The organism is Gaetbulibacter saemankumensis DSM 17032 (genome assembly GCF_000425645.1).
In the GTDB taxonomy this organism is placed as follows: Bacteria; Bacteroidota; Bacteroidia; order Flavobacteriales; family Flavobacteriaceae; genus Gaetbulibacter; species Gaetbulibacter saemankumensis.
The window spans coordinates 1,346,849-1,360,719 of the sequence record NZ_KE384430.1; the positions used below are offsets into that span (position 1 = coordinate 1,346,849).

Annotated in this window: 11 protein-coding genes; 4 read left to right on the top strand and 7 right to left on the bottom strand. The window is 33.6% G+C overall.

Annotated features, from left to right (window positions below; translation table 11 throughout):
- Positions 1 to 7 precede the first annotated feature (7 nt).
- The 6 genes from H611_RS0112660 to H611_RS0112685 form a co-directional block, all read right to left on the bottom strand.
- The gene (locus H611_RS0112660) at positions 8 to 508 is read right to left on the bottom strand and encodes a hypothetical protein (RefSeq protein ID WP_027138728.1); all 501 of its coding nucleotides are present in this window, start codon (positions 506 to 508) and stop codon (positions 8 to 10) included.
- 32 nt (positions 509 to 540) lie between these two features.
- Positions 541 to 1,083 carry an RNA polymerase sigma factor gene (locus H611_RS0112665; protein WP_027138729.1) on the bottom strand — a complete coding sequence of 181 codons (543 nt, stop codon included), beginning with the start codon at positions 1,081 to 1,083 and terminating at the stop codon, positions 541 to 543.
- Between the two features lie 290 nt (positions 1,084 to 1,373).
- A complete protein-coding gene (locus tag H611_RS0112670; protein WP_027138730.1) occupies positions 1,374 to 3,203 on the bottom strand; it encodes an ABC transporter ATP-binding protein in 1,830 nt (609 codons plus the stop codon).
- A 79-nt stretch (positions 3,204 to 3,282) separates the two neighbouring features.
- The gene (locus tag H611_RS0112675) at positions 3,283 to 5,013 is read right to left on the bottom strand and encodes a phospho-sugar mutase (protein ID WP_211223800.1); all 1,731 of its coding nucleotides are present in this window, start codon (positions 5,011 to 5,013) and stop codon (positions 3,283 to 3,285) included.
- Between the two features lie 72 nt (positions 5,014 to 5,085).
- Positions 5,086 to 6,036 (bottom strand): glycosyltransferase family 2 protein, encoded by a 951-nt coding sequence (locus H611_RS0112680; RefSeq protein WP_027138732.1) that lies wholly within the window; start codon positions 6,034 to 6,036, stop codon positions 5,086 to 5,088.
- 41 nt (positions 6,037 to 6,077) lie between these two features.
- On the bottom strand, positions 6,078 to 6,608 hold the full coding sequence (locus H611_RS0112685; RefSeq protein ID WP_027138733.1) for a DUF4199 domain-containing protein: 531 nt from the start codon (positions 6,606 to 6,608) through the stop codon (positions 6,078 to 6,080).
- 158 nt (positions 6,609 to 6,766) lie between these two features.
- Here H611_RS0112685 and H611_RS0112690 point away from each other — a divergent pair, with 158 nt between their 5' ends.
- From H611_RS0112690 to H611_RS0112700, 3 genes are all read left to right on the top strand, one after another.
- Positions 6,767 to 7,018: a type B 50S ribosomal protein L31 gene (locus tag H611_RS0112690; protein WP_027138734.1), complete on the top strand. Its 252-nt coding sequence runs from the start codon at positions 6,767 to 6,769 to the stop codon at positions 7,016 to 7,018.
- A gap of 153 nt (positions 7,019 to 7,171) precedes the next feature.
- Positions 7,172 to 8,347 (top strand): GlmU family protein, encoded by a 1,176-nt coding sequence (locus H611_RS0112695; RefSeq protein WP_027138735.1) that lies wholly within the window; start codon positions 7,172 to 7,174, stop codon positions 8,345 to 8,347.
- Between the two features lie 285 nt (positions 8,348 to 8,632).
- Complete coding sequence (locus H611_RS0112700) at positions 8,633 to 10,747, top strand: T9SS type A sorting domain-containing protein (protein ID WP_027138736.1); 2,115 nt, start codon at positions 8,633 to 8,635, stop codon at positions 10,745 to 10,747.
- Positions 10,748 to 10,816: 69 nt separating this feature from the next.
- Here H611_RS0112700 and H611_RS0112705 read toward each other — a convergent pair whose 3' ends face one another.
- A complete protein-coding gene (locus tag H611_RS0112705; protein WP_027138737.1) occupies positions 10,817 to 12,436 on the bottom strand; it encodes an ABC transporter substrate-binding protein in 1,620 nt (539 codons plus the stop codon).
- Between the two features lie 90 nt (positions 12,437 to 12,526).
- Here H611_RS0112705 and mtaB point away from each other — a divergent pair, with 90 nt between their 5' ends.
- Positions 12,527 to 13,852: a tRNA (N(6)-L-threonylcarbamoyladenosine(37)-C(2))-methylthiotransferase MtaB gene (gene mtaB / locus H611_RS0112710; protein WP_027138738.1), complete on the top strand. Its 1,326-nt coding sequence runs from the start codon at positions 12,527 to 12,529 to the stop codon at positions 13,850 to 13,852.
- The last annotated feature ends 19 nt before the right edge of the window (positions 13,853 to 13,871 follow it).

Genomic DNA, 13,871 nt, shown 5'->3' on the forward strand with positions numbered 1-13,871 from the left:
TAAGATATTAATTCGATATGATATCTTCAAGGTCTATATTCTCAAAAATAAAATCCTGTAAATCTTCAGAATCAATTTCAAGGTTCACAGGGGAGAAATCATCAATATCATCGTCTGATAATAGAGATGCTATTTCGTACGAATCAACAATATTTTCATTAATTAAATAGTTTTCTACAGTATCAATATCTAAATTACTCCATACAGTGTTTTTATTATTGAATGTTATGCTAAATAATATTACAATAGCTGCAGCAATACCAGAAAGGTAGGCTAATTGTTTTTTATTTATAATTGAAATTACCCTGGTTTTCTTTGTTTTGGTTATTTGAGTCAAAATCGAATCTTCTAAAGTATCAAAATAATTATCTGGTACTTTAAAGCCTTGGTTTGTGGTTTGGGTTTTTAGTTTTATTTCATCAACAAGATAATCTTCAAGGGTGTCGAAATAATTTTCGGGTACTTTAAAACCAGTCCTTTTTATGCTATGTAAATCTTTTTCTTTCATCTTTATATAAGACTTCTTTTTTTTCTAAAGGTTTAATCTTTGGTAAGATAGCCTTGTATTTTCTTTACAGCTATATGATAGCTTGCTTTTAGAGCACCTTCACTGGTCTCTAAAATTTCTGATATTTCTTTAAATTTTAAATCATCAAAATATTTCATGTTAAAAACTAGTTGTTGTTTTTGGGGTAGTGTGGCTATGGCTTTTTGTAATTTAAATTGAATGTCATCACCTTCGAAATATTCATCAGCTTTTAAATTATTAATGGCTAATAATTGTGCTTCTTCATTTGTGGTTTGAAGTCTTTTGGCTTGTTTATTTATAAAAGTAATGGATTCATTGGTTGCAATACGATACATCCATGAAAATAGTTGGCTTTCGCCTTTAAAGTTATCGATGTTTTTGTAAACTTTTATAAAAGTGTTTTGTAGCACATCATCGGTATCGTCATGAGATTTTACAATATTCCGAATGTGCCAATACAAACGTTCTTTATAGAGTCTTATTAATTCTCTAAAAGCTTGCTCTCTATCGGTATCCGATTTTAATTGTTCTACTAGTTGCAACTCGTCAATCACAAAAATGCTTTGGATGTTAGACTAATAAAAATACTAAAAGTTTAAAGGAAATTTAATTTATTCAAAAGGAAATATTTGTAATCTATTTATTATAAAAAAAAACAAACTAACCGATTAAAGCCAAAAAATAACGATAAAATACAGTTTTTTCTTGTGGGAACTGTTTTTTTGTTTTATGTTTGTATCAGAAACCTACTTATGATGTTAGATGTCCCCAAGTCTGACAAAGAACAAAAAAAGGATAGAAACCCAAATCTCTATCCTTTTTTGTTTTGTAAATGTTTATGTTATTATTCAAAACTTTGCATTTCAACTAATTTTTGATAAACACCTTTTTGTGCAATTAATTCACTGTGCTGTCCTTGTTCTACAATTTCACCTTTGTTTAATACGATAATTTTATCGGCATTTTGAATGGTAGATAAGCGGTGTGCTATAACAATAGAGGTTCTGTTTTTCATCATATTCTCTAGTGCTAGTTGAACTAGTCGTTCGCTTTCCGTATCTAATGCTGAAGTAGCTTCATCTAAAACCATGATTGGAGGACTTTTTAAAACAGCACGAGCAATACTTAATCGTTGTTTTTGTCCGCCAGAAAGTTTGTTTCCTGCATCACCAATATTTGTTTCTATTCCATCTGGTAAGGTCTTAACAAATTCCCAGGCATTGGCCACTTTTAAAGCATCGATAACCTCTTCATCTGTAGCATCGTCTTTACCTAATTTCAGGTTGTTTTTGATGCTGTCGTTAAATAAAATAGCATCTTGTGTTACAATACCTAATTGTTGCCTAAGTGATGTTGTTTTTAAATCACGAATGTCTGTGCCATCAATTAAAATAGCACCTTTATTAACATCATAAAAACGGGTAATTAAGTTGGCAATGGTCGATTTTCCACTGCCAGATTGCCCGACAAGAGCGACAGTTTCTCCTTTTTTAATATTTAAAGAGAAGTTCTTTAAAACATATTCATTTTGATATTTAAACGAGATGTTGTCAAATTTAATATCAGAATCAAATCCAGTTTTAATAAGGGCATTTTCTTTATCTTTTAAAGGGTTAGGTGAATCAATGATTTCCTGAATACGCTCTGCAGCCGCATTACCTTGTTTTATATTGTATAATCCTCTTGAAATGGCTTTAGCTGGCACCATAATATTATAGGCTAATCCCATATAAGCGATAAATGAACTACCATCTAACGTGCCTTCTACTAAAACTAATTGTCCGCCATACCACAGTAGAATCGATATCACCAGAATTCCTAAAAATTCACTAGTAGGGGAAGCCAGATTCTGACGGTTTAATAATTTGTTTGAAAAATGATAAAATCTTGATGTAGAATCTTCAAATCGCTTGATGAATTTATTTTCTCCATTAAATCCTTTTATTATACGTAATCCGGTTAATGTCTCTTCTAATGTAGATAAAATAACACCTTGTTCCTGTTGAACACGATCTGATTTTCGCTTTAAGCTTTTTCCTATTCTTGAAATAATTATACCAGATAGCGGAATAAATACAAAAACAAATAAGGTGAGTTTTGTGCTAATAAGAAGCATCATGATAATGGTGAAAAGAATCATAAGTGGCTCCCTGGCGATAAGCTCTAAAACAGGTAGCATAGAATATTGTAATGTAGCCACATCGTTAGTAACACGTGCCATGATATCTCCTTTCTTTTGTTCTGAAAAATAGGATAGAGGCAGGTCTACGGTTTTAGAGTATACGGCATTTCTTAAATCACGTACAACACCATTTCTTAAAAAGACCATGAAATAATTTGCTAAATAGCCAAAGATGTTTTTAGCTAAAAACAGTACGATAATTAAACTTACAACTAACAGAAGTGCTTTCTGAGGTTCATTATCGGCATGTAAACTTACCTGATATGCCAGATAATCTTTGTAATAATCTTTTAAATCAGAAATACCCGTATAAACTGGTTCAGTAATAATGTTAGCAGGGTCTTTCTTTTCGAACAATATATCTAACATTGGAATCAGGGCTATAAAAGATAAGGCTCCAAACAAGGCATATAAAACGTTCGAAATAATGTGTCCTAAAGCAAAACTCTTGTATGGTTTGGCATACTTTAGGATATTAATAAATTGATTCATTAAAAAAGAAATGTTTATTTATAAAACATGCTTTTATGAAAATCATAAAAGCATGTAGATTTTGCAAAGATATGGCTTATTAAATTAATTTCATGTCTTTTAAAATAGCTTCTGCTTTGGTGTCTAAATCCCCTTCGGTAGCGTTGAAATTTTCAGCAGAATCCAAAGTGGTATTTACGCTTACATAGAACTTGATTTTAGGTTCTGTTCCACTTGGTCTTAAGGCTACCTGGCTTCCATCTTCGGTATAATATATAAGTACATTGGACTTTGGGATGTCTATTGGAGTAATGGCTCCTGTAATCATATCTTTGGAAGTCGATGACTGGTAGTCTTCAATTTTTGTCACTTTAGATCCGTTGATTTCGGTAAATGGATTTTCACGAGCGTCAACCATCATTTGTTTAATTTCTTCAGCACCCTCAATACCTTTCTTCGTTAACGAGACTAATTTTTCTTTGTAGAAGCCGTGCTCTAAATAAAGTTTAATTAATTCGTTAAAGAACGAGCTGTTCTGAGATTTCGCATAGGCCGCAATGTCGCATGCTAATAATGTTGATGTAACAGCATCTTTGTCGCGTACAAAATCACCAACCATAAATCCAAAACTTTCTTCACCACCACCAATAAAGTTTAATTCAGGGAAATCTTTAATAAGTTTAGCAATCCACTTAAATCCTGTTAATACAATTTTGCTATCTACACCATAAGCCTTAGCAAGTGTATTAAGCATTGGTGTTGATACGATGGTTGAAGCGATAAACTCTTTACCTTCTATTTTACCATCCTTTTTCCATTGTTTTAATAAGAAATCAGTCATCATGAGCATGGTTTGATTTCCATTAAGTAATTGTAATTCGTTATTAGAATTTCTTACGGCAACGCCTAGTCGGTCACAATCAGGATCGGTTCCTATAACAATATCGGCATTAACTTTTTCAGCGAGTTCTAGAGCCATTTTTAGAGCTGCCGGTTCTTCTGGGTTAGGCGATTTTACTGTTGGAAAATCTCCATTAGGAACTTCCTGCTCTTTTACAATATGAATATTTTTAAACCCTGCACGTTTTAGTGTTTCAGGGACTGCTGTGATTGAAGTTCCATGAAGGGAAGTGAAAACGATCGATAAGTTATCTTTGGCTTCTTGTGAAGCTGCAACACTTCCTTGTTTTACAGATTCGTTAATAAAGGCATCGTCCACATCTTTTCCAATGAAAGTTATAAGATTCTCATTGGCTTCAAATTTAATATCACTGTATTGCAGATCGTTAATCACACTAATAATTTCACCATCCTGAGGCGGTACCAACTGTCCACCATCTTGCCAGTAAACTTTGTAACCATTATATTCAGGTGGATTATGAGAAGCCGTTAATACAATACCACAATGACAATTTAAATGTCTTACAGCGAAGGATAATTCTGGTGTTGGACGCAAGTCTTCAAATAAATAAACTTCAATGCCGTTTGCCGAGAATACATCGGCTACTACTTTGGCTAATGACTTACTATTGTGTCTGCAATCGTAAGCAATTACGGCTTTAGGAGTTTCATTTGGAAACAATTTGTTCAAATAATCACTTAGTCCTTGTGTGCTTTTTCCAAGCGTATACTTATTAATGCGGTTGGTGCCAACCCCCATGATACCTCGCATACCACCCGTGCCGAATTCTAGATCTTTATAAAAACTCTCTTGGATGTCTTTTGGATTATTAGCTATACTATCCTTAATAATCTCTTGAGTTTCATTATCGAAAGTAGGGGTTAACCAAGTGTTTATACGTTCTAAAATTTTTGGTTCGATATGTATCATGATATGTAATAAATGTAAATTTTTGTAAAATATTAATCTGTTGGTTTGATGAGAATTGAAGGGTTAAAGTTATTAATTTAAATTCAATTCATCTTTAATCAAATAGCGTTTTTTGTCTTGTTTGGTTCGTAATATAATTTCTCCTAGAAAGCCTGCAACAAAGAACTGGGTTCCGATAATCATAGTTGAAAGTGATAGGAAAAATTGGGGTCTTTCTGTAATAAGTCGACCTGTAGGATTAAGAAATAATTTATCAATCCCCAGATATATAGCAAAGGCGAAACCAATTATAAACATGAGTACACCTAAGGCACCAAATAAGTGCATGGGTTGTTTTCCAAAACGAGAAATAAACCAAATGGTAATTAAATCTAGAAAACCATTTATAAAGCGGTTCATGCCAAATTTGGTAACGCCATATTTTCTGGCTTGGTGCCGTACTACTTTTTCGCCAATATTGGTAAAACCGGCATTTTTAGCTAACACTGGTATATAACGGTGCATTTCACCATTAACATCAATATTTTTTACTACAACAATGTTATAAGCCTTCAATCCGCAATTAAAATCATTGAGTTTTACGCCTGAGGTTTTTCTAGCCGCCCAATTAAATAGCTTGGATGGTAAATTTTTAGCGATAACAGAATCGTAACGTTTTTTCTTCCAGCCAGAAACCAAATCAAAATTACCCTGTGCTATCATGGCATATAGTTCCGGAATTTCATCTGGGTTATCTTGTAAATCGGCATCCATGGTAATGACCACATCACCTTCTGCTTTATCAAAGCCGGCATGTAAGGCTTGCGACTTACCAAAATTCTTTAAAAAACGAATGCCTTTTACAGCAGGATTTTTCGATGCTAAATCCTGTATGGTTTGCCAGGATTTATCGGTGCTGCCATCATCAATAAAGATGATTTCATATGAAAAATGATTGGATTGCATGACTTTTGCAATCCAATCGTGTAATTCTGTTAAAGAGTCTTGTTCGTTAAGTAGTGGTATGACTACTGATATATTCATTTAGAGACTTTCAAAATGTTAGAGCTTCAAAATTACAGAATTTATTCGGTCTCCGGTTGATTTTTTTTCATGGCTGCCGCAACAATTAGTCCGATGATGCTAAAAAATACGGTATATCCTGCAAGTCCTTTTAATATGCTTCCTAATGAATATTGATCTTGCGTTTCAATTTGTTCAACAGATTGGGCAATCGCTTCAGCAGGCGTGTTAAATCCTTTTAGCATGTCTACTGTTTTTTCAATGGTTTTTTGTTTTAAAACATCGGCTGCTTCTGTGTCAATGAAATTAAAAAGTAAATAGGAAACAAACGTGCTTATCGTTAATCCAATAATTATGGTAATAAAATATGCTGTGAAAACTTCTTTAAACGTGGCAAAGCCATTTTGAAGTTGCTTTACTTTTGCTACAGAAATAATTCCTAAAGTAATAATAGCAAATATTATAAATAAGCCAAACCACATATTGGTTAACCAATCTAGGTTAATGGCATAGGCTAAAACCGTTAATAAAGCTAATAAGGCACCTAAATACAGGCCGAAATTAATTGCTGAGGATTTAGTTGATTTTTCCATGAAAATAAGTTTATTTTGTGAGTATAAAAGTAAGCCTTTCTCATTATTAATGTGTTCTATGAAATAGAATAATAAAAAAATATAGAAAAGCATTGCAAAATTATAAAAATTACTTATTTTTGCACTTCCAAAATTGAAAAGAATTAAAGCTTTAAGCGATGAAAAAAGGTATACATCCAGAGAATTATAGAATTGTAGCATTTAAAGATATGTCTAACGACGATGTGTTTTTAACAAAATCTACTGCAAACACTAACGAAACTATTGAGGTTGAAGGTGTTGAGTATCCACTTGTCAAAATGGAGATTTCAAGAACATCGCACCCATACTACACTGGTAAATCTAAATTAGTAGATACTGCTGGTCGTATTGATAAATTCAAAAACAAATACGCTAAGTTTAAAAAATAATCTTAGTTACCATATAATGAAAGCCTTCGGTATTTTTAATATTGAAGGCTTTTTTATATTCTACATTTAACCTACTTTTGATATGCTGTGTAACCGAATTCAGGATTAGAGTAAGTTGCTCTATATATTGAATTTAACCTATTTTTTTTGAGTATGAATTACATCCTTTTTGATGGTCCGTCACGTAATAACTTACTACCCTTCACTTTTACAAGACCAGTAGCTGATATAAGAATTGGCATTTTAACGATTCGAGAAAAATGGGAAGCTTATTTGGATACCACTACCACTACAATAACAGAAGACTATTTGTCGGATAAATTTCCTATGGTTGAAATGGATGCTAATGTTATGATTAATGCATCGTATTTGCCAAATTTGGAATTGATAGAAATGGTTAAGGATCTTAAAGAGAATCAAGCTATTTTTAAGGATGAAGATGTTATTGCATTTTATACAAAGGATACACAAGAGGATATTGATTTTGATACTTATGAAGCATTAGAGTATAATGATGAGGTAATTAAAATTGAATATACCTGGGATATATTTTCAAAAAATGCTGAAGCTATTCAGGAAGATTTTAATCTGTTAACCAAAGGTCGTACTTCTATTCCAATCCCTGGCAGTAATAATGTGATGGGAGCAGAACATATATTTATCGAAGAAGGGGCTGCGGTAGAATGTGCCATATTAAATGCTACGAAAGGACCTATTTATATAGGTAAGGATAGTTTGATAATGGAAGGCTCTATGGTGCGTGGTCCATTGGCTATTTGTGAAGGTGCTGTTGTTAAAATGGGAGCGAAAATTTATGGGCCGACTACTATTGGTGTGCAATGTAAAGTTGGAGGAGAAGTTAATAATGCTGTATTATTTGCAAATTCCAGTAAAGGTCATGACGGCTATTTGGGGAATTCCGTTATCGGGGAGTGGTGTAATTTAGGTGCTGATACCAATAATTCGAATCTTAAAAATAATTATGCCGAAGTTAGGCTCTGGAACTACGAAACAGAAAGTTTTGCTAGAACAGGTCTGCAGTTTTGTGGACTTATGATGGGTGATCATAGTAAGTGTGGTATTAGTACCATGTTTAATACGGGAACCGTTGTTGGGGTTAGCTCGAATATTTTTGGGAGTGGATTCCCAAGAAATTTTGTACCCAGCTTTTCCTGGGGTGGTCATTCAGGATTTACTACCTATGTAACAAAAAAAGCTTTTGAAGTGGCGGAATTGGTGTTGTCTAGACGTGAAGAAGCCTTAACCGATGTTGATAAAGCTATCTTAGAGCATGTCTTCGAGGAAACTAAAAAGTACCGCAGAGGTTAAGATTTTATTTGAATAGTATTCTTTCCTTTTGAAGATGTTTTCCTAATGAAATGTTAATGACTTATTTTTTGATGGATTTTGCTTAAAAAGCTTGAAACTATGTGAAATATTGTATTATTTAATATAATAATGGTGTTCTATTGCTTTATTTATGGGGGCTGGTATAAATAATTAAAAAATAATTAAAAAAAATAATTTTTTTTCCACCCATTTAACATTTTTTTAAGTACTACCTGTAAATACCTCTCAAGGAGGTGTTGTAATTAACTAATTAAATTTTTCATTATGAAACAAAATTCCACTATGTATGGATGGGTAGCCACTTTGTTATGCATCCTATTTTTTCAATTATCCAATGCACAAACTGTAACTGTGTCGGATCCTACACCTGGTGCTCCAGCAGATTATACGTTTAACTATACTTTAGCAACTGATTTGCCTGGCATCGCTCCACCTACAGGGTTTAATTATTTATTTGACTTTGTTTTTGCAGATACTGCTCCTGTTGGAGGTTATCCAACCGCATTGCCTCAAGAATTAGGGTTAACCAGTAGTAATTTTAAAGTATGGAGAAATGGGGTTTTGCTAACAAATGCTACAGATTATACTGTGAGTCTAAGTACTAATACCGATAGTGATTTCTCAAGAGTTAGAATACAGACCAATGTAGATCTTGTTGCTGGAGATGAGTTACAGGTTGAAATTAGTGGTGCCTATAGCAACCCTATAGGTCTTGGAGCGTATACATTTGATTTTAGAACCTATAGTCTTACCTTGGCGGGAGAAAATACTATAGACAGCTTTCAAGCTACATTTGTAAATGCAACTAACACAGTTTATATGGCTGATACGACTGTAGATGCTTTAACGGATTATACGTTTTTGTATACCACGGTATCTGACGTGGTTACGGCAAATGGAGATCGCTTGTTTTCTTTAAACAAAGATGATATTGCGCCTGCAGTGTATGCAGATTTTCAGACACCAGGGAACCCTTTAACGGCAACAAACGTAGTTGTTACGTTAAACGGAGCTGAATTAACTGCTGGAACTGATTATGATGCCAATGTTTCTGCATCACAGATTTATATTGATGCGTTAATCGATGTACCGGCAGGTTCTATATTGAAGGTGGAATTAAAGCAATTAATTACAAATCCATCAAATGTTGGGGAGTATAACGTTTCTTTTCAGACAAGTACCTCTAGTGAAACGCCAATTGACGCTTTTCAAGATGCAGTATATGTTGGAAGTATTGTAGAGGTTTCAGATGCATCGACGGACGTAATGGCAGATTACACATTTAAATATCAGATCACAACTGAAGTGTCTCCTGTTGCAAATATTCGTCTTTTTAATATTTATTTAGATGATATTGCACCAGCTAATTATCCAAATTTTGATAAAACTAATTACGAGATTAATGTAAAAGTTAATGGTGTTCCTTTGGTGAATAATGAAGATTATACTACTGCGATTAGTAATAATTCTGATCAAATTGGAGTTAATACTAAAAAACAACTTCTGCCTGTAGGTACTAAATTTGAAGTTGAGATTAAACAGGCTATAGTTAATCCTGCAATTAGTGGAGATTACACATTTAATTTTGGAACGGCATATTTAAGTTTCAGTGATTTTAAATATTATGATATAGAAAGTTTTGCAGGTACTGTTATGATAGTAAAAGCCCCGACGGTAACTGTCGCAGACCCTACATTAGGAGCTTTAACAGATTATACATTCCATTATACTACAGAAACAGAATTACAGCTAAGTGCTGGGAAGAGGCTATTTGAATTAAAGCGTGCTAATATAACACCAGCGGGTAAATATATTGCTTGGCCTAGTGATATTACAAGTGCTTTACCGATAGAAAACCTGGTCGTAAAATTAAATGGGGTTGATTTGATTTCTGGTACAGATTATAATGGATATGTAAATTCTAATGAAATTTATGTTACTATGCTTTCCGAAGATTATCCTGCAGGTTCAGAATTTGAAGTACAGGTAAAAGGTTTGATTACTAATCCTTCTGAGTCAGGTGAGTACAATTTTACATTTGTTACAAGTGAGTTTATATTGCCTCCTATTCCTCCTATTACAACTGTTTTTGACACTTTTCAAGCTAGTGTTACTATAGGGACTCTTTCATCTATTGATTTTGAGGAGGGTAAATTCAAGTTTTATCCAAACCCAGTAAAAGATGTATTACATGTACAGGCTCCAGTAGTTATAAAAAATGTAGTGGTATACAATGTGGTAGGTCAGGAAGTATATAATGTATCTCCAAATGCTATGGAAAGCACTATAAACTTAGCTTCTCAGGCTAGGGGTGTATATTTAGTAAAATTGGTATCAGAAAATAATAATACTAAAACTATAAAAGTGATTAAGAATTAATTTTTAGTCTTATACCACAATTACAAGAAAGAGTTTTCATTTTATGGGAACTCTTTTTTTGTTTCTAAATTATTGTTTTTTCACCCTTTTTAGGTCTAACAAATTAATGGGGTTAATACCTAAACCATTTATATGTTTTCTTGTAAATCGAACGACTTCGTCATAAAATAGTGGAACGATGGGCGTTTCAGATAATATTAAAGAGTCCATTTTAGTGTACAATAATTCACGCTTTTTAGGATGAGTTTCTTTAAATGCTTGCTCATACCATGCATCGAATAACTCATTTTTAAAATGGGTGTAATTAGGGCCATTCGGCGCGAAATTTTTGCTGTAGTAAAGCGATAAATAGTTTTCGGCATCCGGGTAATCTGCTACCCAACTGGCTCTAAATAAATTTAATTTACCATGAGCTTTAGCATCTTTTAAACTGGCTGGTGGAATAACATCAACATTTACTATTAATCCTGTTTTTTGCAATTCTCGCTGGATGTATTCACAAAAACTTAAATAATTACTGGTAGTTGTTATGGTTATTTCGGGCGTGTTATTTCTACTGTCATTTTTAAATTGCGTAATCAAGGCTTTTGCTTTTTCCGGTTGATAGCTATATCCAATCGAGTTGTTATATCCGGGTAATCCTTTGGGTATGAACCCACCATTTGCCGGAATACCAATGCCGTTTCGTAGGTAAATCATCATCTTTTTTCTGTCAAAGCCATAGTTTATAGCCTGACGGATAAGTTCCGATTGAATTTCAGGAATGTCAGAATCCAAATAAAATGCCAGATATTCCGTATTTAAATAAGGACCACGAATCATATTTACATGGGGCTGGTATTGTGATCTCAGTTGTCCATCAGCCGTGAGTATCTCATCTTTATAAGAAGCATCCAATCCGGAAACAAAATCAATATTGCCCTGAGTGAACTGTAAAAATTCACTTTGCTTATCTGGTAAAAAAGTAATGGCTATGGCTTCAAGGTAGGGGAGTTGTTTGTTTTCAAAATCCCGTTCGAAATAAAGTTTGTTCTTTCTAAAAACAAGTTTTATGTTTTCTTCCCAGCGTTTAAATTTAAATGGTCCCGTACCAATAGGATTCGAACGAAAGTCGGTTTTGTAATGTTCTACAATTTCTTTCGGAACAACCGAGCAGTATTTCATGGTTAGTAATCCTAGAAATGCCGGGAAAGGTTGTTTTAAATGAATTTGAAAAATGCTGTCATTTATAGCTTTAAAAGATTTTACTTTATTTAATACCCAACTTCCAGGGGAGGCTACCGACTTATCTAATAAGCGATTTAAACTGTATTCAAAATCTTTAGCGATTACGGTGCGGGTAGAATCTTTACCAAATAATTCGTGCTTATGAAAAAACACATCGCTACGTAAATTGAAATTATAGGTAAGTCCGTCTTCTGAAATATTCCAGTTTTTTGCTATGCACGGTTGAACATGAAGTTGTTCGTCCATTTGAACCAGTCCATTAAACAACTGATTCGTGGCCCAGATATCTGCAATATCCTTTGAGAATACAGGGTCTAAGGAGCCAATATTTTTGTGTTCATTATATCGAAAAACAAGATGATCTTTTACGTTTGATTTGTTTTTTGTGCAAGAAGTATAAAAACTAACAATGCAACATATTGATAAATAGAATATTAAATGTTTGGTAATTGGTTTTAACATGTTGCTAATAAGTTGTAAATTTGCACTCTTTTAAACAAAAGAAGTAAATATAATCAGATTTACCTCTTTGCGGAAATGACAAAAGCATAAATGAGAAAGAAAGTTGCATTTTATACCCTGGGCTGTAAGCTTAATTTTTCTGAAACTTCTACAATTTCTAGAAGCTTTTTAACCGAAGGCTTCGATCGAGTAGAGTTTTCCGAAAAAGCCGATATATACGTAATAAACACCTGTTCGGTAACAGAAAATGCCGATAAACGTTTTAAAAGTATCGTAAAGCAGGCGCAAAGAGCTAATTCGGATGCCTTTGTAGCAGCAATAGGGTGTTATGCGCAGTTGAAACCTCAGGAATTGGCAGATGTGGATGGGGTAGATTTAGTATTGGGGGCTACCGAAAAGTTTAAAATAACAGATTATTTAAACGATCTTTCTAAGAATGATTTTGGAGAAGTGCATTCCTGTGAAATTGAAGAGGCCGATTTTTATGTAGGGTCGTATTCTATTGGAGATAGAACGCGGGCCTTTTTAAAAGTACAGGATGGATGCGATTACAAATGTACCTACTGTACTATTCCGTTAGCTCGTGGTATATCACGAAGTGATACTATGGATAGTGTGTTAAAAAATGCTCGGGAAATTTCGGCTCAAAACATTAAGGAAATTGTTTTAACGGGTGTTAATATTGGAGATTATGGTAAAGGGGAGTTTGGAAATAAAAAACACGAACACACCTTTTTAGATTTGGTAACCGAATTAGATAAAGTGGAAGGCATAGAGCGCCTTAGAATTTCATCTATTGAGCCTAATTTGTTGAAGAATGAAACTATTGACCTGGTTTCTAAATCCAGAGCCTTCGTTCCGCATTTTCATATACCACTTCAAAGTGGAAGTAACGATATACTTAAAAAAATGAAGCGTCGCTATTTGCGTGAGTTGTATGTCGATCGCGTTGAAAAAATTCGTGAAGTCATGCCACACGCTTGCATTGGAGTGGATGTTATTGTTGGGTTTCCTGGGGAAACCGATGAACATTTTTTAGAAACCTATAATTTTTTAAATGAATTAGATATTTCCTATCTCCATGTGTTTACTTATTCTGAAAGGGATAATACGGAAGCTGCTGAAATGGATGGTATTGTCCCTCAAAAAATACGAAGTAAGCGTAGTAAAATGCTACGTGGTTTATCGGTAAAAAAGCGCCGAGCCTTTTATGAGAGTCAAATAGGATCAAGTAGAACGGTATTGTTTGAAAGTGAGAATAAGGAAGGTTATATACATGGGTTTACAGAGAATTATGTAAAGGTAAAGGCACCATGGAATCCGGAATTAGTCAATACATTACATGTTGTAAAACTTACTGATATTGATGAAGATGGGTTGGTGCGATTCGATTTTGAGCCTGAATTAGTATCTTAAAATCTCATTTTTTAAAATT

What these genes read in the sequence shown, in the direction of transcription:
- H611_RS0112660 (WP_027138728.1), bottom strand. Translation starts at nt 508, where the DNA reads ATGAAAGAAAAAGATTTACATAGCATAAAAAGGACTGGTTTTAAAGTA.
- H611_RS0112670 (WP_027138730.1), bottom strand. Translation starts at nt 3,203, where the DNA reads ATGAATCAATTTATTAATATCCTAAAGTATGCCAAACCATACAAGAGT.
- H611_RS0112675 (WP_211223800.1), bottom strand. Translation starts at nt 5,013, where the DNA reads ATGATACATATCGAACCAAAAATTTTAGAACGTATAAACACTTGGTTA.
- H611_RS0112680 (WP_027138732.1), bottom strand. Translation starts at nt 6,036, where the DNA reads ATGAATATATCAGTAGTCATACCACTACTTAACGAACAAGACTCTTTA.
- H611_RS0112685 (WP_027138733.1), bottom strand. Translation starts at nt 6,608, where the DNA reads ATGGAAAAATCAACTAAATCCTCAGCAATTAATTTCGGCCTGTATTTA.
- H611_RS0112690 (WP_027138734.1), top strand. Translation starts at nt 6,767, where the DNA reads ATGAAAAAAGGTATACATCCAGAGAATTATAGAATTGTAGCATTTAAA.
- H611_RS0112695 (WP_027138735.1), top strand. Translation starts at nt 7,172, where the DNA reads ATGAATTACATCCTTTTTGATGGTCCGTCACGTAATAACTTACTACCC.
- H611_RS0112700 (WP_027138736.1), top strand. Translation starts at nt 8,633, where the DNA reads ATGAAACAAAATTCCACTATGTATGGATGGGTAGCCACTTTGTTATGC.
- H611_RS0112705 (WP_027138737.1), bottom strand. Translation starts at nt 12,436, where the DNA reads ATGTTAAAACCAATTACCAAACATTTAATATTCTATTTATCAATATGT.
- mtaB (WP_027138738.1), top strand. Translation starts at nt 12,527, where the DNA reads ATGAGAAAGAAAGTTGCATTTTATACCCTGGGCTGTAAGCTTAATTTT.